The organism is Salinibacterium sp. UTAS2018 (assembly GCF_004118935.1).
Taxonomy (GTDB): Bacteria; Actinomycetota; Actinomycetes; order Actinomycetales; family Microbacteriaceae; genus Rhodoglobus.
Map to the genome: position 1 here is coordinate 1,614,127 of NZ_CP035375.1, position 22,449 is coordinate 1,636,575.

At 63.6% G+C, this 22,449-nt stretch carries 22 protein-coding genes; 6 read left to right on the forward strand and 16 right to left on the reverse strand.

The window, feature by feature from the left end:
• Window position 1 precedes the first annotated feature (1 nt).
• From ESZ53_RS07740 to ESZ53_RS07760, 5 genes are read left to right on the forward strand one after another with little or no spacing between them, the layout of a single operon-like run.
• On the forward strand, window positions 2-991 hold the full coding sequence (locus ESZ53_RS07740; protein ID WP_129072299.1) for an ABC transporter permease: 990 nt from the start codon (window positions 2-4) through the stop codon (window positions 989-991).
• The gene (locus ESZ53_RS07745; RefSeq protein WP_129072300.1) at window positions 988-1,845 is read left to right on the forward strand and encodes an ABC transporter permease; all 858 of its coding nucleotides are present in this window, start codon (window positions 988-990) and stop codon (window positions 1,843-1,845) included. Before ESZ53_RS07740 ends, ESZ53_RS07745 begins: the two co-directional genes overlap by 4 nt.
• The gene (locus ESZ53_RS07750; protein ID WP_129072301.1) at window positions 1,842-3,464 is read left to right on the forward strand and encodes an ABC transporter ATP-binding protein; all 1,623 of its coding nucleotides are present in this window, start codon (window positions 1,842-1,844) and stop codon (window positions 3,462-3,464) included. Before ESZ53_RS07745 ends, ESZ53_RS07750 begins: the two co-directional genes overlap by 4 nt.
• Before the next feature lie 41 nt (window positions 3,465-3,505).
• Window positions 3,506-4,636 carry a peptidase C39 family protein gene (locus ESZ53_RS07755; protein ID WP_246837249.1) on the forward strand — a complete coding sequence of 377 codons (1,131 nt, stop codon included), beginning with the start codon at window positions 3,506-3,508 and terminating at the stop codon, window positions 4,634-4,636.
• A 24-nt stretch (window positions 4,637-4,660) separates the two neighbouring features.
• Window positions 4,661-5,617: a pirin family protein gene (locus ESZ53_RS07760; protein ID WP_129072302.1), complete on the forward strand. Its 957-nt coding sequence runs from the start codon at window positions 4,661-4,663 to the stop codon at window positions 5,615-5,617.
• Window positions 5,618-5,624: 7 nt separating this feature from the next.
• On the opposite strand, the gene ESZ53_RS07765 is transcribed toward ESZ53_RS07760, so the two are convergent.
• The 5 genes from ESZ53_RS07765 to ESZ53_RS07785 all read right to left on the reverse strand — a co-directional run bounded on the left by ESZ53_RS07765 (window position 5,625) and on the right by ESZ53_RS07785 (window position 13,067).
• Window positions 5,625-7,832 (reverse strand): alpha-galactosidase, encoded by a 2,208-nt coding sequence (locus ESZ53_RS07765; RefSeq protein WP_129072303.1) that lies wholly within the window; start codon window positions 7,830-7,832, stop codon window positions 5,625-5,627.
• On the reverse strand, window positions 7,816-9,150 hold the full coding sequence (locus tag ESZ53_RS07770; RefSeq protein ID WP_129072304.1) for an ABC transporter substrate-binding protein: 1,335 nt from the start codon (window positions 9,148-9,150) through the stop codon (window positions 7,816-7,818). The genes ESZ53_RS07765 and ESZ53_RS07770 overlap by 17 nt, the downstream gene beginning before the upstream one ends.
• A gap of 70 nt (window positions 9,151-9,220) precedes the next feature.
• On the reverse strand, window positions 9,221-10,099 hold the full coding sequence (locus tag ESZ53_RS07775; protein ID WP_197130328.1) for a carbohydrate ABC transporter permease: 879 nt from the start codon (window positions 10,097-10,099) through the stop codon (window positions 9,221-9,223).
• Window positions 10,099-11,031, reverse strand: coding sequence for a carbohydrate ABC transporter permease (locus ESZ53_RS07780; RefSeq protein ID WP_129072305.1), 933 nt, complete (start codon window positions 11,029-11,031; stop codon window positions 10,099-10,101). The genes ESZ53_RS07775 and ESZ53_RS07780 overlap by 1 nt, the downstream gene beginning before the upstream one ends.
• Entirely contained in the window at window positions 11,028-13,067 is a 2,040-nt protein-coding gene (locus ESZ53_RS07785) for a beta-galactosidase (protein WP_129072306.1), read from the reverse strand. The genes ESZ53_RS07780 and ESZ53_RS07785 overlap by 4 nt, the downstream gene beginning before the upstream one ends.
• A 234-nt stretch (window positions 13,068-13,301) precedes the next feature.
• Between ESZ53_RS07785 and ESZ53_RS07790 the strand changes: the two genes are divergently transcribed.
• Window positions 13,302-14,324, forward strand: a complete 1,023-nt coding sequence (locus ESZ53_RS07790) for a LacI family DNA-binding transcriptional regulator (RefSeq protein WP_129072307.1) — start codon at window positions 13,302-13,304, stop codon at window positions 14,322-14,324.
• Between the two features lie 48 nt (window positions 14,325-14,372).
• Here ESZ53_RS07790 and ESZ53_RS14330 read toward each other — a convergent pair whose 3' ends face one another.
• The 11 genes from ESZ53_RS14330 to folP all read right to left on the reverse strand — a co-directional run bounded on the left by ESZ53_RS14330 (window position 14,373) and on the right by folP (window position 22,446).
• On the reverse strand, window positions 14,373-14,549 hold the full coding sequence (locus ESZ53_RS14330) for a hypothetical protein (protein WP_168187202.1): 177 nt from the start codon (window positions 14,547-14,549) through the stop codon (window positions 14,373-14,375).
• A 98-nt stretch (window positions 14,550-14,647) separates the two neighbouring features.
• Window positions 14,648-14,866, reverse strand: coding sequence for a hypothetical protein (locus ESZ53_RS07795; protein WP_129072308.1), 219 nt, complete (start codon window positions 14,864-14,866; stop codon window positions 14,648-14,650).
• 11 nt (window positions 14,867-14,877) lie between these two features.
• On the reverse strand, window positions 14,878-16,377 hold the full coding sequence (gene lysS, locus ESZ53_RS07800; protein ID WP_129072309.1) for a lysine--tRNA ligase: 1,500 nt from the start codon (window positions 16,375-16,377) through the stop codon (window positions 14,878-14,880).
• Window positions 16,378-16,435: 58 nt separating this feature from the next.
• Window positions 16,436-17,299 (reverse strand): pantoate--beta-alanine ligase, encoded by an 864-nt coding sequence (gene panC, locus ESZ53_RS07805; RefSeq protein ID WP_129072310.1) that lies wholly within the window; start codon window positions 17,297-17,299, stop codon window positions 16,436-16,438.
• The gene (locus ESZ53_RS07810; RefSeq protein WP_129072311.1) at window positions 17,296-18,045 is read right to left on the reverse strand and encodes a Rossmann-like and DUF2520 domain-containing protein; all 750 of its coding nucleotides are present in this window, start codon (window positions 18,043-18,045) and stop codon (window positions 17,296-17,298) included. Before ESZ53_RS07810 ends, panC begins: the two co-directional genes overlap by 4 nt.
• Window positions 18,045-19,733: a PH domain-containing protein gene (locus tag ESZ53_RS07815; RefSeq protein ID WP_246837250.1), complete on the reverse strand. Its 1,689-nt coding sequence runs from the start codon at window positions 19,731-19,733 to the stop codon at window positions 18,045-18,047. Before ESZ53_RS07815 ends, ESZ53_RS07810 begins: the two co-directional genes overlap by 1 nt.
• A complete protein-coding gene (locus ESZ53_RS07820; RefSeq protein WP_129072312.1) occupies window positions 19,730-20,215 on the reverse strand; it encodes a PH domain-containing protein in 486 nt (161 codons plus the stop codon). The genes ESZ53_RS07815 and ESZ53_RS07820 overlap by 4 nt, the downstream gene beginning before the upstream one ends.
• Complete coding sequence (locus ESZ53_RS07825; RefSeq protein ID WP_129072313.1) at window positions 20,212-20,700, reverse strand: DUF3180 domain-containing protein; 489 nt, start codon at window positions 20,698-20,700, stop codon at window positions 20,212-20,214. The genes ESZ53_RS07820 and ESZ53_RS07825 overlap by 4 nt, the downstream gene beginning before the upstream one ends.
• A complete protein-coding gene (folK, locus tag ESZ53_RS07830) occupies window positions 20,694-21,221 on the reverse strand; it encodes a 2-amino-4-hydroxy-6-hydroxymethyldihydropteridine diphosphokinase (protein WP_129072314.1) in 528 nt (175 codons plus the stop codon). The genes ESZ53_RS07825 and folK overlap by 7 nt, the downstream gene beginning before the upstream one ends.
• The gene (gene folB / locus ESZ53_RS07835) at window positions 21,221-21,640 is read right to left on the reverse strand and encodes a dihydroneopterin aldolase (protein WP_129072315.1); all 420 of its coding nucleotides are present in this window, start codon (window positions 21,638-21,640) and stop codon (window positions 21,221-21,223) included. The genes folK and folB overlap by 1 nt, the downstream gene beginning before the upstream one ends.
• Window positions 21,637-22,446, reverse strand: a complete 810-nt coding sequence (folP, locus tag ESZ53_RS07840; protein WP_246837251.1) for a dihydropteroate synthase — start codon at window positions 22,444-22,446, stop codon at window positions 21,637-21,639. The genes folB and folP overlap by 4 nt, the downstream gene beginning before the upstream one ends.
• Window positions 22,447-22,449 lie beyond the last annotated feature (3 nt).

Sequence of the window (22,449 nt, forward strand, 5' to 3'; positions counted from 1 at the left end):
TGTGACAACCACCCCGATTGCACGCGCATCACAAGCTCGGTCCCTGGGCCGCATGCTTGTGGTGCGCGTGCTCGGCACCCTCGCAATTCTGTTGGTGCTCTCCATCATCGTGTTCTCGATGCTGCATCTCGCCCCCGGCGACATCGTCAAGAACCTGCTCGGCAACCGAGCATCCTCGCCCGAAGCGATCGCCGCCATCCGCGCGCAATACAACCTCGATCAACCGCTGTATATGCAGTACCTGATCTGGTTGGGCAACGCCCTCACCGGTGACTTCGGGCAGTCGATTCGCCTGCAAGATTCGGTCTCGAATGTGATCGGCTCGCGCCTCGGAATCACCGCCGCGCTCAGCGGACTCGCGTTTCTGCTCGCGCTCGTCGTGGCTGTTCCCCTTGGCGTTCAGAGCGCCGTTCGTTCGGGAAGCTGGATCGACCGCTTCGCTACTGGATTCGGCATCGTCGGTCTCAGTGCGCCCACCTTCGCCGTCGGCCTCCTCCTTCTCTACGTCTTCGCGTTCTACGTGCCGATCTTTCCGGTCTACGGAGCGGGCGATGGCGGCCTCGACACCCTCTGGCATCTCGTGCTGCCCGCCATTACTCTGGCGCTCGGGCTCGGCGCGATCATCCTCAAACTCACTCGCACGGCGATGCTGCGCGAACTCGAGACCGACTACGTGACCTTTGGTCGCGCGCGCGGCCTACCCGACCGCCAAGTGCATCTGATCGCTCTGCGCAACGCCGCCATTCCGATCGTCACCGGCGCCAGCCTTGTGCTGACCTTCCTCGTCGGCGGCACCGTGCTCGCCGAAACGACGTTCGCGCTGCCCGGCCTCGGCACCCTGCTGCAGGGCTCCGTGCTGTTCAAGGACATCGCGGTCGTGCAAGCGCTCACCCTGCTGGTCGCCGTGACGATTGCGATCATCGCGCTGCTGGCCGACCTCGCCTACATCTTCCTCGACCCCCGCATCCGCGCGAAGGAGAGTGCTCAGTGAGCAGCACCGAAGCTATCGTTCTCGCTAAACTTCCCCGCTCGCGCCGCCGGCATCCGGCGGCCGTCTGGTTGTCGCTCGCCCTGCTCGGCATCGTCGCCTTTTTGGTGCTCTTCGGCAACCTGATTGCCCCGGATGCAACAGCCCAGTCGATTCTCGATTCTTTGCTGCCCCCGGGCAGTCCAGGTCACCTTCTCGGCACCGACGAACTCGGTCGCGACGTGCTGGCTCTGACGATCGCGGGAGCGGCATCCGCCCTCGTTGGTCCGGTGTGTGTTGCGCTCGGATCGATGGTGCTCGGGATTCTGCTCGGCACGGTCTCTGGCTACCTTCGTGGGCCGATCGACTTCATCATTGGCCGCTGGACCGACCTGCTGTTCTCGCTGCCGCTGCTGCTAGCCGCGATCGTGGTCGCCGGCGTCTTTGGCGCTGGCTACTGGATGACCGTGCTGCTGCTCATTCTGCTGTTCTCGCCCTCGGACATCCGCATTGTGCGCGCCGGAGTCATGGAGCAGGCCGCACGGCCGTTCGTAGAGGCAGCCCAAATGCTGTCGCTTTCGAAGACGCGCATCATGTTCACGCAGGTGCTGCCGAACGTCTCGTCACTCATCATTACCAACTCGATGCTCAACGTGGCCTTCGCGCTCGTCGCCTTCTCGTCGCTCTCGTTCTTGGGTGTCGGCGTCGCTCCGGGAACTGCCGACTGGGGGCGCCAGCTCACCGACGGTCGCGCAATCATGATCGACAATCCTGCTGCTGTGCTCGTGCCAGCACTGCTCATCATCGGTGTCGCCTCGGCGGCAAACCTTGTGGGCGACTGGCTCGGCCAACGCTTGACCCGGACGGGACGCTCATGACCCAGACCCACGTGACGAACGGCGCTGCCGCCGGCACCTCCGCGACCGCGCAAGTGACCGTGACCGGCCTCTCCATCGATGGGCCAGCCGGCGTCGTTGTCGAACCGTTCGACTTTTCGATAGCGCCCGGCGAAACCCTCGCCCTCATCGGCGAATCGGGTTCGGGCAAGACGCTCTCGGCCAAAGCAATCGCCGGGCTGTTGCCTGCCGGGTTCACGGCTCGCGGAACCATCGAGCTCACGAGCGCCACGATCGAGCTGCCGGCCACGGATGCCATCTGGCGTGCCACCCGCGGTCGCCGCATCTCGCTACTGCTGCAGGATCCCTTCACGAGCCTGAGCCCCGTGCACCGCTGCGGCGCCCAAATCGCGATGACGATTCAGGCTGCGAGCGCGACTCGCCTCAGCAAGGCGGAGTGCGCCGCACTGGTCACGCAGAGTCTTGCCGAAGTGAATCTGCCCGCGGATGTCGCCCGCGCCTACCCGCACGAACTCTCCGGCGGAATGCGTCAACGGGTTGCCATCGCGGCGGCCCTCGCCACCGACCCCGAACTGCTTATCGCTGACGAGCCGACTACGGCCCTCGACGCGAGCAACCAGGGCGAGATTCTCGACCTGCTTCGCGGGCTGCAAGAAAAGCGCGGCATGGCCGCCCTGCTCATCTCGCACGACCTCGGCATGGTGCGCGGGCGCGCCGAGCACGTGCTCGTGATGCGCCACGGCGAGATTGTGGAGCGCGGGGTGACGAGCTCCGTGCTCAATGCCCCAAGCCACCCGTACACTCGGGCGCTGATCGAAGCCGACCCCTCGCTCACCGATCGCTCAGCTCGGAACGGACGTACGACATCCGGGGCAAGCGCCTCCGCTGACCCCTCGGGCGTCGGCGACCTCGTTGTCGCGACCGACGTCACCAAGAGCTTCGGCGACAAGACCGTGCTGCACGGTGTGAGCGTCACCGTCGGCCGCGGCGAAACCGTCGGCATTGTCGGCGAGAGCGGCTCGGGCAAAACCACGATCGCGCGGTGCATCGCCGGGCTTGAGCACGAGTCGAGCGGCGTGATCGCGTTCGACGGTGTCGCCCTCGCTCCGGGCCGCGCTTCTCGCGCACCCCAGCAGATGCAGATCGTGTTCCAGGATCCGTACTCCTCGCTGAACCCGATGATCAATATCGGGCGTTCGCTGAAGTTGGCGCTGCGGGTGGCCGGGCGTCCGGCATCCGACCTCAATGGCCTGCTGAAGCTCGTGGAGTTGCCGCCCGAGTTCGCTCGCAAGCGACCGGCCGAGCTCTCGGGCGGCCAGCGTCAGCGCGTGGCGATAGCTCGAGCCCTGGCAGTGCAACCCGAATTGTTGATTTGCGACGAATCAGTGTCTGCACTCGATGTGTCGGTGCAGAAACAGATTCTCGATCTGCTCGCGAAACTGCGTGTCGATCTCGGCCTCTCGATCCTGTTCATCTCCCACGACCTCGCGGTGGTGCGCCAGCTTGCCGACCGCGTCTACGTGCTGCGTCACGGCGAGGTCGTCGAGTCCGGCGAGTGCCACGACGTGCTCACCGCCCCAACACATCCCTACACCCAGGCGCTCGTCGCAGCGTCGATTCACGAAGCACCCACTCACTAAGCTCGGCGCCATAAGCGCCCGACTCGCCCCGAAAGGACCCCGTGGACACCTCCACTGCTGCTGACTCTGCCGCCGCACGCTCGACCAACGCGAGCGCGACCATTGGCACTGCTCTCGTTCAGCTCACTCCAGCCGAGCTTCCCGCCCATCTCCTCGAGGCGCTCGGCGCCGAGCGTGCGGCCCAATGGCAACGCGACCGCCAGCCGTACAACCCCCGCGTGTGGATGCTCGGCTCCCCCGCCGGCAGTGCAGCAGCTCTCACCTCCGGTCGCCCCAATACCCGCTACACGAAGCTCGTTGACCTCTGGGCCGACAGCGATGCTGCCGCCCAGAGCCTTCTCGGCGAACTGATCGCGGCTTCCGCGGAGCGAGGCGACGCCGCCCTCAAATGGCAACTCCCGCTCGACGCCGAGCTGCCGGCCTTCGCTGCCGACCTCTGTTTCGCCGAACTCCGCACCCCCATCTCCTCGGCCGACGGCACGCAGGGTGTGCGCGGCTTCGTGCTGTGGCACGGCGGTTGGCCACACGAGCAGCTGCGCTACTACGGCCAAACCACGCTGTTCACGTGTGGTGCGGTTGCCGCAATGACGGCTCTCAGCCACTTGGGCCTCGAACCCTTCGCCGACACCGAAGACGAGGATGCCCGCGAGCGCGAACTCGCCTTCTGGCGTTCGGCCACCAACTTTCCAGCCTGCGAACCCCTCGGTCTCGCCGTCGCTGTTCACGATGTGATCGCGCAGTCGGCATCCGCCATCAGTCTCGAACTGCACCTCGACACGACCGAGCCGACACTCCTCGAAACGTACGAGGGCGAAGAGCGCACGTTCCGTGAGCAGCTGCAGCAGCAGTCGCGGGCCGAAGCGGCGAGCCGCGGCATCCAGCAGCACACGGCCCCCCTGTCGATTGAGCAGATCGCCGAGCGCGTTGCCGGCGGCGAACTCGCGATCCTCTTGATCGAAGAAGAACCCATGCACGATGCCTCCACGCCGCACTGGGTCGTAGCGCACTCGGTGAAGGGCGACATCGTTCTACTAAACGACCCGTGGATCACGGCTGAGCAGGGCGAGACCTGGGTTGACTCCCACGATCTGCCCGTCTCGATCGCGGTGCTCGACCAGATGGTGGCGTTCGGCGACCCCACTTATCGCGGCGTCATTTTTGTGGCACGCTAGCTCTCACTGAGGTGAGGAGCCGCCGTGAGTAACACCGAGAAGAACCCGGCCGAAGTGTTGTGTGAAAGCGAGCAGGGCGCTGGCGTGCAGTTGCTCACGCCGCGCGAGGTTCCCCTCGGTGGCCCGCGCGCGATGAATGTGCGGCGCACTCTGCCGCAGCGTTCCCGCTCCCTCATCGGCGGATGGTGCTTCGTCGATCACTACGGACCTGAGACGACCCGGATGCACGTGCCGCCGCATCCGCATACCGGCTTGCAGACCGTGAGCTGGCTCTTCGCCGGTGACATCGAGCACCGCGATAGCGTCGGCAGTCTCGCAACCGTGCGGCCCGGAGAGCTGAATCTCATGACGGCCGGGCGTGGCATTTCGCACTCCGAGGTCTCCCCCGCCGAGCCGACGCTGCTCCATGGTGCGCAGCTCTGGGTGGCCCTGCCGAACGCGCACCGCGACACCGCGCCCGCCTTCGAGAACTACGTGCCGACGCCGTTCGAACATCAGGGCGCGACCGTGAGCGTCTTTATCGGTGAACTCGCTGGCGTCTCGTCGCCCGCCCGAGTTTTCACACCGCTTCTCGGCGCCCAGCTCGACGTGCCGGCCGGCACCAGCATCACGCTCACTCTCGACGCCCGCTTCGAACACGGCGCGCTCGTGGATGCCGGTGACGTGACCATCGCTAATGTCGAGACGCCTGAAGATCACCTCGCGTATCTCGCTCCCGGCCTCACCGAACTCACGATCACGGCGACGACGGATGCCCGGCTCCTGCTTCTCGGCGGCGAACCGCTCGGCGAAGCCATCGTCATGTGGTGGAACTTTATTGGGCGCAGTCACGACGAGATCGTGATGTTCCGCGCGCAGTGGCAGGCCGACGTGATTGAGGCCGGCAATCCCTCTGGCCGCTTCGGAACCGTGGCCAACTTTGATGGACATCCGCTGCCCGCCCCGGAACTACCCACGATCAGGCTGAAGCCGCGCCTGTGAACCGTCGTTAGACCGCGGTCACCCGCAGCACGAGTGCTTCATCAGGATGCAGAATCGGCAGCTGGAGCCCCACCGACCCGAGCACTGCGCCCGACAGCGTGAGTTCGCCCTCGTGCCACCACGCTGGCGCCGTGCCCGGATAGGTTGCCGCTTCCGCCCCCACATCGACGGGGCTGACGCGGTAATCGCGGTGCGGGTCTAAACCCGGCAATCGCCGGGAAGTCGGTACAGCATCCGACGGAGTATCGAGACAGGTCACCCAGAAGACGGCGTCGACAACGCCGGTAGCGTCATCCGCCACAATGCCGGTGACAACCGGCTGAGCAGTCTCGAGCTCGCCGCGCACGACACGTCCTGAATGAATGAGGCCGCGCAGCGAACGGTACGCCGCCGCCCACACGGGCAGAGCAGCGCGCTCCTCGGCAGTCGTTGCCGTGAGATCCCACTCGATCCCCGAATGACCCATGAGCGCGGTCGCGAGCCGGAAGCCGAGTGATAGCGAACGCCCCGACGTGTGCGCTGGCGACGATCCGACGTGCGAGCCCAGATATTCGAAGGGCACGAGCAGGTTGGTCCAGCGCATGATCGAGAAACGGTCATGAGCATCGTTGGTGTCGGATGGCCACACTCGCTGCACACGCTCGAGCACTCCGGCATCCACCCGGGCACCGCCCGAGGCGCACGACTCGATCTCCACGTGCGGGTACCGCACACGCAGTTCGTCCATCAGGCGATAGGTCGCAGCAACGTGCCGGTGCACCGAGCCACCGAGCAGGTCGCGATTCATGTCCCACTTCAGGTAGCTGATCGCATACTCGTCGAGCAGGGCGCTGATCGCATCGAGCACGTGCGCAAAAGCAGCAGGGTTGTCGAGGTCGAGCACGAACTGGTTGCGCCACGACTTCGGCAACGGCCGATCATCGTCGCGAAGAATCCAGTCCGGATGCTCGCGCGCAAGATCCGAGTCGAGAGACACCATCTCGGGCTCGACCCACAGGCCAAACTGCATCCCTCTGACGGTCACGCGATCAACGAGTGGAGTCAGACCTTCGGGCCACGACTGCTCGTCCACGGTCCAGTCGCCGAGAGCCCGCTCGTCGTCTGTGCGGTTTTTCATCCAGCCGTCATCGAGCACGAAGCGTTCGACGCCGGCATCGGCGGCCGCGTCGGCGAGCGCCGCCAGCTGCTCGAAGTTGTGGTCGAAATAGACGGCTTCCCACGTGTTGAGGGTCAGCGGGCGCGGTGTCGACGGGTGCGCGGGCAGGCCACGGAACCAGGAATGGAAACGGTCGCTCACGCCGTCGAGGCCGGCATCCGACCACGCAGCGTAGGCCCACGGTGTTTCGTACGAATCGCCCGTAGCGAGACGAATCTCACCGGGTGCGAGAAGCTCAGCGGCACCGACGGTCGTGATGCCCAAGGCCGAGCGGTCAATCCAGACCCGGGTGTCGCCACTCGTGCCGAGGTGCATCGCCCAGACCTCACCGTGGCGAAAGCCAAAGCCGGGTGTGCCCGCCACGGTGAGGTAGGAATCGTCGTGACCGCGGCGACCGTGACGAGACTCGCGCAGCCAGGTTCCGTAGTCGATAGCGGAGCGCTGGGGCTGGCGTTCGGCCGCCCAGATTCCGCTGAAGTCGAGTCGCTCGCGCGCTACGGGCGCAAGCGGAAGAACGGTAGCCAGCGACGAGAGCTCGAAGATCTCGGTGGCAGTGTTCGTGAGCTGCGAGCGGCTGCGCAGCACTCCGGCAGCAGTCAGCTCGAAAGTAATCGTGAGGCGAAGCGCGACAGCGGCGTCCGCGTCATCCGGTGTGACGCCAGCGGCATCAACCAGCGTGATGCGTACAACGCCGGGCTCCGGATGATCGATGCTCTCGGTTCGCAGTGCGGGGCGGCGCACGCGCCCACCACTGGCACCGCCAGCAGCAACGCCAGCACCAGCGGGCTGATCGTGGCGCCCCTCAAGACCGGGCAGGCCACTCCAGCCCTCGGCGAGCAAAGGAACGATGCTCAGCCGGAAGGGTTCGTCGATGGAACTCGGCCCGAGAGCCCGCTCGCGTGAATCCGCGAGCGCCGCCAATTGCGTGGCGGAGAGTTCTCCGAGGTCTGCACCCCAGTGCGTGATCGACGGCACGCCCGTGCCGCGAGCATCCAGCACGAAGCTGGTGCCCGCGGCACGGAGGTGAACGATGTCGTTCGTGTTATTCGTTGACAGCAATCGCGGCAGCCTTCATGGCGTCGATTGTCTTCTGCTGACCATCGGTCAGAGCATCCGTGAGGGTGCCTGAGCCGGAGATCGCGCCGGAGAATCCGTCTGCAACGTCGGTGTAAACCTGCGTCATAGTCGGGCCCCATGTGAAGTCAGGGTTGACCTCAGCGCCGGCAGCAGCGAACACGTCGTAAATGTTCTGTCCACCGAAGAAGTCAAGACCTTCGGAGAATGCTGGCAGGTCGCCACCCGTCTTTGTCGCCGGGTAGATGTTTGCCGTCTTGTTCATGCTGGCAAGGGCCTCAGGGTCAGTGTTCAACCAGAGTGCGAACTGTGCAGCTTCGTAGGGGTGTTCGCTTCCCTTGAGAACTGCCGTGCTCGATCCGCCCCAGTTGCCGGCGGCGGAGTCGCCTTCGTTCCACTGCGGCATCGGTGCGACAGCCCAGTTGCCTGCGGTGTCAGGTGCGCCACTCGTGATGGAGTTTGCACCCCACACTGCGGAAACCCAGCTCCAGACCTCACCAGAGTTGTAGCCGTTGTTCCACTCATCGGTCCACGCCGGAAGCGTAGCGACGAGGTCGTCGTCAAGCAGGCCCTGCCAGTAGTCAGCAACCATGATCGACTCGGGCGAGTCGAGGGTTACGTCCCATGCTTCGCCATCGTTCTTGAACCATTGGCCGTCAGCCTGCCACACGAGACCGGCGAAGGCGTTGATGTCGCTCTGCGAGAAGTTGGTGATGTAGCCACCCTCTTCACGGATCTGCTTTGCTGCCTCAGCGTATTCGTCCCAGGTCGTCGGGATGGCGATGCCAGCCTTTTCGAACAGGTCAGCACGGTAGAACAGTGCCTCGGGGCCGGTGTCCTGCGGCACTGCGTATACAGCGTCGTCTTCACCAAACGTGACCTGGCTCCAGGTCCAGTCGATGAACTGGTCCTGAGCATCCATGACTCCGGCACAGTCGGCGATGTTAACAACGCCGTCCTGAACGCGGAAGTTCGGCAGGGCGTCGTACTCAATCTGGCCGAGGTCGGGAGCGTTGCCGGCCTCGATCTGGTTGAAGAAGTTCTTGTACGTTCCACCAAGACCGTTAGGACCGGTCTGAACCTTGACCTGGATGTCGGGGTTCTTTTCGTTCCAGATTGCTGCGGCGTCTTCCATGCCGGGCAGCCACGTCGTGAAGTCGAGTGTTACGGGACCGTCTGACGGGGTGCAGGCGCCAGCGGCGTCAGTGCCGCCATCTGTGCCGGCGCCGGTTGAGCATGCTGAGAGTGCGAGCGCGGAGACGAGCACCAATGCTCCTCCAGCGCGAGCTATGCGATTAGCCATGCGATTACCTTCCTTGATTGTGATTGTGGTGCGGGATTCCCTCGGGGCAAGCCGAGTGGTCGAGAGGCGACTATTTGAGTGCGCCGGTTCCTAGCCCACTGCGCCAGAAGCGCTGCAGGCTGAGGAAAGCAATGATGAGCGGGATGATCGACAGCAGTGCGCCGATGATCACGTAGGCCCGAATTTCGGGGATCTGGTTGACCTGGCTGTTCCAGATGTACAGACCGAGGGTCACGGGGAATAGCTTCTCGTCGCGCAGCATGATCAGCGGCAAGAAGAAGTTGTTCCAAATGGTGACGAACTGGAAGAGGAAGATCGTGACCATCGCCGGGGTCATGAGTCGGGTCGCAACCGTGAAGAAGGTACGCACCTCACCTGAACCGTCGATGCGGGCAGCCTCGACGAGCTCATCCGGAACACTCGAGGTCGCGTAGATCCGAGCGAGATAGACACCAAACGGGCTCACGATGCTCGGCAGGAACACCGACCAGAAGGTGTTGGTCGCGCCGACCTGGCTGAAGACCAGGAACAACGGAAGGGCCAACGCCGTAGCCGGAACGAGCACGCCACCGAGCACAACGTTGAAGAGAGTTTCGCGACCGCGGAAATCATACTTCGCGAGGGCATAACCCATCATCGTCGCGAAAAGCGTAGCGACGGCGGCGCCAGCTCCCGCGTAAAGAATGCTGTTGAGCATCCAGCGGAAGAAAAGACCGTCGCGGTACGTGGCCAGGTTGCCGATGTTTTCGAACAGGTTGAAGTCGGCGAACCAGAGCGGTGCGCTCGTCGTAAAGTCGCTGCGATCCTTCGTCGCCGCCACGAACAACCACCAGATCGGAACCAGGAAGTAGAACGTGCAGATGGCCATGACGAGCATGGCACCGGAGCGAGAGAACAGGCTTTCGCGAGGGCCGTGGTGCTTCTTTGCGGCAGTCTTCGTGGCACTCATCAGTCAGCCTTTCGCTGGGTGAACTTGAGCACGGTGAACGAGAGCGCGAAGGTGAAGAGCGCCAGCACGACCGAGAAAGCGGCGGCCAGGTTCACGTTCGGCACCGACGCTGTCGAGTAAATGAGCAAGTTGGGGGTGAAGGTGCTGGTCACTGCCGACGTGAAGCTCTTGAAGACTTGAGGCTCAGCGAGCAATTGCAGCGTTCCGATAATCGAGAAAATAGCGGTGAGCGTGATGGCGGGGGTGATCAACGGAATCTTGATCGACCACGCGATGCGCGCCTGCGATGCTCCGTCGAGACGAGCAGCCTCGTAGATCTCGCTCGGGATAGCCAGCAGCGCCGAGTAAATGATGATCATGTTGTAGCCCACGAATACCCAGGTGACCACGTTGGCGATCGACCACAGCACGAGATCGGCACCCAAGAAGTTGATCTCCTTGGTGATCGCGGTGAACGGCGACAGGTTCGGTGAGTACAGGAAGCCCCACATGACCGCCGCGATAACACCCGGGACCGCATACGGCGCGAAGAAAGCGAGACGGAAGAAGCGCTTGCCCTTCACGAGCGGCGAGTCAAGCAACAACGCCAAGAGCAAAGCGAGCCCAAGCATCACCGGCACTTGCACGACACCAAAGCTGAGAACCCGAAGAATGGATGACCAGAAAGCCTCATCCTGGAAGACGCGCGCGTACTGCACGAAGCCGCCGAAGACCTCCGTTGGCTTGCCAAACGTGCCTTCTCGTTCGACCGTCAGCAGCGACTGATAGATCGCCACCAGAATCGGCACAATGTAGAACAGCGCGAAGAGAATCGAGAACGGCGCGATGAAGAACATCACCGCTCCCCGGTTGTTCGTGGCCTTGGTGGCACGGCGAACCTTCTTCGTCACCGCCTTCGGGGGTGTAGCGGGCTTAGCAATGTTCGAAGTCATCGCGTTGCTCCTTCTTCGACAGTCAGGCGGATGACGCGAACGCCACCAGCAGGAACAGTCACTGAACCGGTGACTGTAGTTTCCGTCAACAATTCTGCGCCGTCGGCGGGGAAAGAAATCTCATGCGCGCTGTGATTGATCACGAAGCGGAAACGATCTGTCTCGTTCGACCGCGTCACGACCTCAACGCCCTCCGGCAATTCGAGAGCATCGACTCCGGCTTCGTTGAGCGCACGACCCATCAGGTCAGCGAAACTGGCGGCGTCGAGCGCGGTAGCCACGTACCACGCGGCTCCCGAACCGAAGCGGTTGCGCGTGACGGCCGGCCCACCGGGCATGGGGCCGTTCGCGAACTCGGCTACGACATCCGCTGTGGTGGGGCGTACATGTTCGGCCCAGATGCTGGCTTGGCCGCCATCGTTGAGCAGCAGGCGAGTTTCGGGCTTCACGGGCATGAACTCTTCGGTCCACACTCCCAGCATGTCGCTGAAGGCACCGGGAGGGGTCTCGCCCGTGGAATCGAGGCGGATGCCGTCTGTCTCGTCCACAATTCCGGAGAAGAAAGTGACAACAGCGTTGCCTCCGCCCGCAACGAAGTTGCTGATGACGGCCGCGCTCGCGTCATCCACGAGGTAGAGGCTAGGAACAATGACGAGCTTGTAGTCGTCGAGCGAGGCGCCGGGAGCGACAATGTCGACCGTGACCCCGTTGGCACTCGCGGCGGCATAGGCGGCGTGAACCTGCTCGAGGTAGCGCACGGCCGACGACGGCTGGGAGTCACCTTCGGCTGCCCACCAGGATTCCCAGCTGAAGACGAGAGCGACGGACGCCTCGACCCGGGTGCCCGCGAGAGGCTCGAGGGAGTGGAGTTTCACACCCAGGTCGAGGGTCTCTCGCCACACAGCAGTGTCAGTACCGGCGTGAGGAAGCAGGGCCGAATGGAACTTCTCGGCACCCTGTCGCGACGCGCGCCACTGGAAGAAGCAGATCGTGTCTGCACCCCGAGCAACGTGCGTCAACGAGTTGCGAAGCATTTCACCCGGCTGCTTGGCCAGGTTGTGGGGCTGCCAGCTGACGGCGCTGCTGGCCTGCTCCATGAGCACCCACGGCGCACCCTGTGCGAGACCGCGTGTGAGGTCGGCTGCGAACGACAATTCGCTGTTCGGATGCGGCAGGCGGTGATCGAGGTAGTGATCGTTGGCGATGACATCCATTTCGCTCGCCCACTGCCAATAGTTCTGGCTGCGAATGTGGGCGGTGACCATGAAGTTCGTCGTGACCGGGATCGGGCTGACTTTGCGCAGCAGTTCTGCTTCGGCGCGGTAGTAGCCAAGAAGCTCGTCGGAGCTGAACCGGTTGAAGTCGAGGCGCTGCGCGGGGTTGGCCGAGGAGAGCGTGGCGCGGGGCGGCAGAATTTCGTTCCACTCGCTGTAGCGCTGGCTCCAGAAGGTAGTACCCCAGGCGGCGTTGAGGGCGTCGACGGTGCCGTAGCGCGCTTCGAGCCAGGTGCGGAAGGCGGCAGCCGACGTGTCGCAGTAGCAGTGCGCGTTGTGGCATCCGAGTTCGTTGGACACGTGCCACATCGCGAGGGCGGGGTGCTCGCTGTAGCGCTCGGCGACTGTAGCGACGAGGCCGAGAGCCGCAGTACGGAACTCAGGCGAGCTCGGGCACCATGCTTGGCGACCGCCCTGCCAGCGGCGGGTGCCGTCGGCGGCGGTAGGAAGAATGTCGGGGTGGGCGGTCGTGAGCCACGCGGGCGGCGACGAGGTGCCGGTTCCGAGGTTCACGCGGATGCCGGCAGAGTGCAACAGATCCATGATGGCGTCGAGACGATCGAAGGCGTACTGCCCCGCTCGCGGCTCGATCTCTGCCCAGCCGAAGATGTTGATGGCGACGAGGGTGACCCCGGCCTCACGCATGAGGGCGACATCCTGCTGCCACACATCCTCTGACCACTGCTCGGGGTTGTAGTCACAACCGAGAACGAGGGAATCGGGTGACCAGCTCGCGACGCGATCTGCGCGGGGTGTGGTCACGCGTGCCTCCTTTGGCAATGGATGGGGCTGTCGAGCAGCAATTCTGCCCGCCTACGTCCCGTTTCTGTGAACGTGCACAGATCGTGGTCGACAAAAACCTCGGGAGGTTTCTGGGAGCGTTCACACACTAAGCGAGCTTGTTTGGTCGTGTCAAGTATCCGGCGTGTCTGTGAACGCGCACAGCCCCACAAACGCGGGGACGTGCGCGGCCAAGGAGAGCGCTAGCATGGGGGCATGGCAATCCCTGGAGCACGGCCGCGCCGCGCGACAATCTTCGACGTCGCCGCGGAAGCGAACGTGTCTCGCGGCACCGTTTCCCGCATGCTGAACGGCGAACCTTACGTCTCCGATTCCGCCCGCGAAGCCATCGAGAAGGCCATCGCCAAAGTCGGTTACGTGCGCAACATGGCGGCCCGCAACCTCGCGACTCAACGGTCGAAGGCGATCGCCCTCATCGTGCACGAACCTCACTCCGTCTTTCTCGAGGATCCCAACATTGGCGCCATTCTGCTCGGCACCAATGAGCGTCTCTCCGAAGCCGATTACCAGCTGGTGTGCCTCATCATCGGTTCCGACCGCGACAGCAGTCGCATCGCCGAATACCTCCAGGGCGGCTTCGTGGATGGAGCCGTCATCGTCTCCGCCCGCGAGCACGACCCGATTGCCGATGCCATCGCCCACATCGGCCTGCCCGCCGTGTTCGTCGGTCACCCGATGAGCGCTCCGGATATGCCCTACGTCGGCATCGACAACCGCGGTGCCGCCCGCGACATTACCCGTGAACTTCTGGCCACCGGCCGCAAGAAAATCGGCATGATTGCCGCTGCCCTCGACCGTGACTCCGGTAGCGAACGCCTAGCCGGCTTTCGGGATGCCCTGGGCGACCAGTTCGACGAGAACCTGGTTGTCGACTTTCCGCTCTACTCACGCGAGAGCGGCGCCGAGGGAATGAAGGCGCTGCTCGAACGCGCTGGCGACCTCGACGGAGTCTTCGCGGCATCCGATGCTGTGGCTGCCGGCGCTATGGATGTGCTTCGCGAGAGCGGTCGCTCGGTCCCCGGCGACGTCGGCATCGTGGGCTTCGACGATAGCGATTGGGCACAGCGGTGCCAGCCCCAACTCTCGACAGTGCGTCAACCGGCCGACCTGCTGGGACGCGAAGCAGCATCGATGGTGCTGGAACTCGTCAACGGCATCGTGCCCGAAACTCGCGGCCGTATTCTCCCGACGGAGCTCAAACTGCGGGGCTCTGCCTAGCTAGCAAGTTCAGCCCAGCTGGCGGTTCAGCCCAGCTAGCGGTTCAGCCTAGAGTTCTGAATTTGCGGCCATCTTGGCGCGCTCTTCAGCCTCGATCTTGGCGTAGCTGCTGCGCTCGGTGCGGTCGGAGCGAATAATCGCTGCCATGACGAACCAAAAAATAGCGCCCACTGCGATCGTCGGGATGACGGAGAAGATCGCGTTAGACCAGAATTCTTGAGGCACGTCTCTAGCCTAACCGTTGACCAGGGTGACAATGGCGATGAGAACGACAAGTCCCACGAGAGTCACAGTCATGATGAGGCGTGATGATTTGCGATCCACTACTGAGCCTTCACTAATACGCCAACGAGGCCGGTCAGCACCATAAACAATCCGGCGCCAGCCACGAGAACCCAGAGCGCGATGCGCATGGGCGTAATCGTCGACTTCTTCGGCGTCTCGGCAGCAGCAGCAGCAGCAGCAGCAGCGGCATCCGGAGTCGCAGCGCCGCCTGCAGTCGCAGCGCCATCAGAAGTGTTCTCGGGCATGGGGTCGGCCATCGTCGAGCTACTTACTTGACCAGAGGGAAGAGGATGGTTTCGCGGATGCCGAGGCCCGTGATGGCCATCAGCAAACGGTCGACACCGACACCGATTCCACCGGTCGGCGGCATGCCGTGCTCGAGAGCGCGGATGAAGTCTTCGTCGAGGCGCATTGCTTCAACGTCGCCCTGACTAGCCAGGAGTGCTTGCTCCACGAAACGTTCGCGCTGAATCACGGGGTCAACAAGCTCGGAGTAGCCGGTAGCCAGTTCGAATCCACGAATGTAGAGGTCCCACTTTTCGACAACACCTTCGATGGTGCGGTGGTCGCGCACCAGTGGGCTCGTATCGACGGGAAAGTCCATGACGAAGGTCGGGAGGTCGAGGCCCGGCTTCACGTAGTGCTCCCACAGCTCTTCCACGTACTTGCCGTGGGTGGGCTGAGTGACCTCGATGCCGACAGCATCCGCCAGCACCTTCAGTTCCTCAGCGGACGTCTGCGGCGTGACGCTGAGGCCGGCCGCTTCGTTGAGGGAGTCGTACATCGAGATGCGCGCCCACTGGCCACCGAGGTCATACTCGGTGCCGTCAGCGAGTGTGACGAGCATCGATCCGGTGACAGCAACGGCGGAGTTCTGGACGAGCTCCTGCGTGAGGTCAGCCATCTGGTTGTAGTCGCCATAAGCCTGGTACGCCTCGACCATCGCGAACTCGGGCGAGTGCGTGGAGTCAGCACCCTCGTTGCGGAAGTTGCGGTTGATCTCGAACGCGCGCTCGATGCCACCGACAACGGCACGCTTCAAGAACAACTCGGGCGCAATGCGCAGGTACAGCTCGGTATCGAACGCGTTGGAGTGCGTGACGAAGGGGCGAGCGGATGCTCCACCGTGCATCGTCTGCAGCATCGGCGTTTCGACTTCGAGGTAGTCGTGCGCGGCGAACGTGGCGCGCAGGCTCGCGTTGACCTTGGCGCGAGCGCGCACCGTGAACCGGGCCTGGTCGCGAACGATGAGGTCGAGGTAGCGGCTGCGAACGCGCTGTTCGTCGCTCAATTCGGAGTGCAGGTTGGGAAGGGGAAGAACGGCCTTGGACGCGATCTTCCAGTCCTTGACCATGACGGAAAGCTCGCCGCGGCGGCTCGAAATGACCTCGCCACTCACGAACAGGTGGTCACCGAGGTCAACGAGTTCTTTCCACAGAGCGAGCGACTCGTCGCCCACTTCGCCGAGCGAAACCATGACTTGGATGCGCTGGCCGTCACCGGACTGCAGCGAGGCGAAGCACAGCTTGCCGGTGTTGCGGAGGTGCACGATGCGACCCGCGAGACCGACGACATCGCCCGTGGTCTCATCCGCTTCAAGCGACGGGTACTTCGCGCGCACGGCCGGAATGCTCGTGGTGATGGCGACGCCGACCGGGTACGCCTCAGCGCCCGAATCGATGAGTCGCTGACGCTTCTCTAACCGAACGGCTTTTTGCTCAGAAACTTCAGCTTCGGTGGGCTCGGGGGCGTTAGCAGCGTCATTCACGCCCTCAATCGTAGCCGGGATAGCCGCGCACTGCCGCGCCTCAAACTGCAGACGAAAACTAGCCGACGTAGAGGGTCGCGTTGTCGATCAAACGGGTCTCCCCCACGCGTGCGGCGACGAGCGCGACAGCTGGTCCACGGTAACCATCGGGCACCGGCATGAAGGTGTCGGTATCGACGACGGTGAAATAGTCGAGCTCGACGCCTGACGCTCCCATGAGCGCGCCCTGGGCTGCGGCGATCACGGCATCGAGGCCGCTGTCGGCGGCCGAGGTCGCCGCGTTGAGAGCGGTCGACAGGATGGAGGCGGCTTCGCGCTGGTGGTCATCCAAGAACTGGTTGCGGCTCGAGAGGGCGAGACCGTCTTCTTCGCGCACGGTTTCGATGATCTCAAGCTGCACCGGGATGTTGAGGTCGGTAATCATGCGGCGAACGAGAAAAAGTTGCTGGCCATCTTTCTGGCCGAAGGTGACGAACTGCGGGCTCGTGATCGCGAGTAGCTTGGCGACGACGGTGAGCACACCGTCGAAGTGACCGGGGCGCGTTTTGCCTTCGAACATCGTGCCGATCTGGCCGGCGGAAATTGTGGTCGAGGTCGGCCCCTTCGGATACATCTCCTCCACACTCGGAGCGAAAACGTAGGGAACACCCATCGCGCCCAGCATGTCGAGATCCTCGTCCATGGTGCGCGGATACTTGTCGAGATCTTCGCTGGCCCCGAACTGCGTGGGGTTGACGAAGATCGAGACGATGCGCACATCGGCGAGTTCGGCAGCACGCTCGACGTGAGCGAGGTGACCCTGGTGAAGCGCGCCCAGCGTGGGCGTCAAAGCAATAGTGCGGCCAGCGGCGCGCTCGTGCGCGACCACATCGCGCATACCCGCGACGGTCTCAATAACTTGCGGGCGGGGGTGTGAACTCACGAGGGGTCCTCCTGTGAATGGGGCCTCGGCTCGGGGTCGAGCAAGGAAACATCGATGCTAGTCGCTGTGGCACGCGCGAGCGCACTCTCGACCGAGGAGCGCAACAGGGGTCCTAAAACACGCGCGGGGGCATCCACCCCGACGCTGCCAAGCAAATCTAAAGATTGACGGACGATCGCGGCCGAAAAACTAGTGGCGGTACTGACCGCTTCGGCCCACGCAGCACGCTCGTCTTCGGAGATCACGATCGGCTCGGCGCCCATCTCCACGACGAGAGCTTGCGCAATCGGCAATACCGGAGTGGGCGCGCTGACGGCGCAATAGGTTTCGTGCAGGCGCGTGAGGTCAAGGCTTGTTCCCGTGAACACCATGGCCGGGTGCACGGCGAGCGGAATCGCGCCAACAGCAAGTGCCGGCGCCAAGGCCTGATAGCCGAGCCCCGGCGCGGTGTGCAGCACGAGTTGCCCCGGTTGCCACACTCCAGCATCGGCGAGACCCTTCGCGAACGACTCAATCTCGCTCTCCGGAATCGCCAGAATCACGAGCTCGCTGCGTTCAACCAGAGTCGGGATGTCGAGAACGGGAACGTCGGGAAGGATCGCGCTTGCGCGCTCAAGGTTGCGCTCTGACGTCGCCGCAATTCCCACGATTGCATGGCCTGCGCCTGCGAGGGCTGCGCCAAGAATCGGGCCGACCTTTCCCGCACCAATGATGCCGATTCCGAGCCGCCCAGCTGCCTGCGCCATTACGCGTCGTCCTCAGGGGGTATTGGTGCCGAGGACTCGGTGTTCACACCTGCACTGCGCCAGCGGTGACTCGTGTCGACGCCTGCGGCGTGCACGGCCGCGTGCTCAACCTCATCGAAGAAGCGCACAACATCGTTGCGGTCGAGCGCACCGATGGTGGCCGAAATTGGCCCTGCAACAGTGTGAATTCGCAGCTCAGCAAGACCCATGCGGCGCAGCAGCGGACCCTCGTTCATGCTGACGCTCTGCATGCGGGCTTGAGGCACAAGCACGAGGGAACGCCAGATGGCTCCCTTGCGCAGCGCGACGGCATCCGAAATCAGCACGAAACCATTGCGGCGCCAGGAGAACCAGCGCAGCCAGGCCGCCCGCTTGGGCGAGGTGACGTAGTCGTCATCGTGGGCTCCAGCGGCTAGACCGCACTCGAGCAGTTCCCGCGACTTGGCGTCAGCGAGGCTCGGCAGAATGAGTTGCAGCACGCGGTGCACATCGGCCATATCTCCGACCGGGAGCAGCGTTGTCTTGGCGGTTGCGCCGCTTGAGCTTGTTGCTTGCGAGGCCGTGTTGATCTTGATTTCCCACCAGCCGGCAGCGCGCCATAACAGCGGCTGCGATACCTCAACCGCGTGAATGCGGCCGGGCGGGAGCGTCTCATTGGTCGTCGACAACAGGCCATAACCGACACGGATGCCGTCATCCGTTGCCGCGATCGAGTACCGAAGCGAGCGCGTCAGTCTGGATGCCAAATAACCGCCGAGACCGAGAAAGCCCGGGAGGAGCGCAAAGATCCAGCCGTAGTCGCCAGTAACGATGATCGTCGTGATGATGCCGATGCCCACCAGAATCGCGATGATGGTCGCTTCGCTGAGCACGAGAGAACCGATGAGCCGCGGGATGCTGATGCGCACGATCGACTCTGGCGGCGCGGCATGGGGGTCGAGCTCTGGGGCCAAGAATTCGTTGACGCGCGACTCCACCACACCCGTGACACCGGTCGGGGCTTGTGCGGCTGCATCGGCCGCTGCTTCAGCCGCGCGAGTGCCCGAGGCGAGCTGCAAGATCGCGACTCGTAAATCGTCGGCGCCAGCGGAGCCGAGATAGGCCAGCTCAACGTTGGCGTCTTGACCTGCCACATTCACTTCGAGCTTGGCGGCCCCAAACAGGCGTGCCAAGAATGGCCGCGAAATATTGATGCCCTGGATGCGATCAAGTCGTCCACGACGGTTGGTGCGGAACAGGATGCCGCTGCGCACCTCAACAAGCTCGTCCGTGATGCGGAAGGTGTGCATCCGCCACGACAGATAAAAACCACCGACGCTCAGAATCAGGATGACGAGCACGGCGAGAATCGCCAAAATGATCAGGCTTGACTCGGCAAAACGCTCCAAGAAACGCAGTTCTCGGCTGCCGCCGCCAAAAATGGTGTCGAGAAAGACGTCGCGGGCGTTGACGATGATGACACCGATGATTGCCACGAACGCGATGCCGCCGCGCAAGAACGGCGTTGCCGGGTGCAGTCGATGCCACTCACCAAGGCGACGAGCGCTCTCGGGCACCGTGAGCGCCACGGCGGGAGCAGCAGGCTCGGCAGTGTTCAGGTTCGCAGGTTCAGTTGCGTTCACGGACTCCAGCGGTTCTCGAGGCTCCTGCGGCTCGGCGGGCTCGGCGGGCTCGCGCGGGTCGCTCACAGTCCGGCCCTGCGGCTCTCGGCCAGGGCGACGAGCGTGTCTCTCAACTCCTCAGCATCCTGCTCAGGAAGGCCAGGAATCACCACACCGGTGGATGCCGCGGCCGTCACAAACTTGAGTTCACTGAGGCCAACGGCGCGATCGAGGGGTCCGCGGTTGATGTCGACGAGCTGCATGCGGCCATAGGGCACAGCAACCACGCGGCGGAACATCAGTCCGCGACGAAAGACCAAGTCATCCTCGCGCAGCATGTAGCCGATCGCCCGCACTCGCCGCGGGGTGAGCGCGATGTTGATGACGAAGATGATGCCGAGCGAAATCGGAATTACGGCAAGCCACTGGATGCCGGTGATGAAGGTCGGGATTGACGTTCCCACCGTGAGGATAATGCCCGTAATGAGCAGCCCGACCGCTTCTACGATGGTGTACTTGCGGGAGACGCCGCGCCACTCGGCGTCGGGGAGATCAAGTCGCTCGGTCACGCTGCTCCTTGGGGGTCCATCGGGTTCTGCGACGACGGGTCGTCATCATCAGGCGGGATGGTGCACAAATATTCAGCGACCAATCCTGCGATCAGCAACACTATCGCGCCAGCCGAAACGACGAAGCTCGTGCCGATAGCGCCGGTTTCGGGAGAAACGGTGCGACTCAGCAGGTAGACCGCGATGCCGAGGGCGGTTCCGCCAAGGAGAGCCCCGGCGAAGCTCGATGCTTTCGCGAGCACGACAACGCGCAGCGCGAAGAAGGGATTCACGCGTTCTTTGCGCAGCCCGCGTGATGAGCGGTAGATGGGCACTGCCAGCACGACCACGATCACGGCGATCAAGAAGAGCGAGACCGCCAAGGCGACCGAGGGGGTCACAATCGGGTTTCCGGATGCCGTCAACAACACTTCGAGCAACCAGCCGACGGCTGCTCCCGCCGCGGCAATGGTGACCAAGTGCACGGCCGACGTGCGGGCTACCACAGGGGTTCCGCCTCACACTCGGTAGCGTCGTTCTCGATGCCCGCAAGGGCGTCAGCCGCGCTTCCGATTCCGGCGAGGTGCGCGTGGGGGTCGAGCTGCAGCAGCGGCACGAGCACGAACGATCGTTCGGCGGCCCGAGGATGCGGGATCGTCAGAAGTTCGTCATCCACTTGCAGGTGCGCGAAAGAAATGATGTCGATGTCGAGCGTGCGATCGCCCCAGCGTTCGTCGCGCACGCGACCATGCTCAGCCTCGACGCGCTGCAGCTCAGCGAGGAGAGCGTGGGGCTCCAGCGAACTGCGCGCTAACACGACCGCGTTGAGATACGCGGGAGCAGAGTGGTCGATGCCGGAGAGTTTCAGGGCCGGAGTCTGCACAATGCTGGAGGCGGCATCCACGGTCACACCGTCGATGCGGTTGATGGCGTGCACGGCGTCGCGCAGGGTGGATTCGCGGTCGCCGAGATTGCTGCCGATGGCAAGCATCACCGGCAACTCGACGTGCAGTCGTTGCTGTCGCATCACGGCAGCGGCTGCGGTTCTGCACTGAAGCCAGCAGTCTGGGCACGGGCTGCACGCTGACGAGTGATGGTGACCGAGACATCGGTGAACGGCACAGTGATGGGTGCTTCTGGTTTGTGGAGCGTGATCTTGGTGCTCACGGCGGCCTCGTGTGCAAGCACCACAGTGGCGATGCGTTCGGCAACCGTCTCGATGAGATCAACCGGGTTGCTCTCGACGGCGGCGACGATCTCTTCGGCCAAGACGCCGTAGTGGATGGTGCGGTCAAGGTCGTCGGTGCGGGCAGCGGCCGCGAAGTCGAGATACACGGTCGCGTCGATCACGAAGACTTGACCATCGCGACGCTCGTGGTCGAAGACGCCATGAAAGGCGGTGGCGCGCAAGCCAGTGAGGGTGATTTCGTCCAGTGCGGGATTCATCGTTTCTTGCCCTTCTGCATAGCTCGATACACGGAAAGTGCAATGTGCGTTGACGGAACATCGTGCACCCGAACGGCCCACACGCCCGCCTCGGCGGCGACATTGCTGATCACTGCGGTAGCCAGGTCGCGCTCGGCTGGCGGCGCATCGGCCGGAAGCATTTTTGCGAGAAAGCGTTTGCGTGACGCCCCGATGAGCACCGGATGCCCGAGCGACGCAATCTCGTCGATGCGCGCCAACAGCGCCCAGTTGTGGCGGGCGTCTTTGGCAAAGCCCAAGCCCGGATCGAGCACAACGCGGTTGGGCTTCACACCCCACACCATCATTTCTGCCAAACGCGCCTTCAGCTCGCTGCGCACGTCGTCAACCACATCGTCGTAGTGCGCGAGTTGCCCCATCGTGGTGCTGTGCCCACGCCAGTGCATCGCAATATAAAGCAGATCTGTTTCGGCAACCGTGCGGTACATCTCGGGGTCAGCAAGCCCTCCAGAGACATCATTGATGATGGATGCTCCCGCATTCGCCGCGGCCAGTGCCGTCTCGGCATTCATGGTGTCGATGCTCACGGTCACGCCTTCAGCCGTGAGCGCCTTGATCACCGGGATTACCCGCTGCTGCTCCGCCGCGGCAGAGACTCGTTCGGCACCGGGGCGAGTCGATTCGCCACCGACATCGACGACATCCGCGCCCTGGTTGCGCAGTTCGATGCCTCGCGCAATGGCGGCGTCCACATGTTCGAACTGGCCTCCGTCGCTAAAAGAATCAGGCGTGACATTGAGGATGCCCATGATTTGGGGAACCGCCACGCG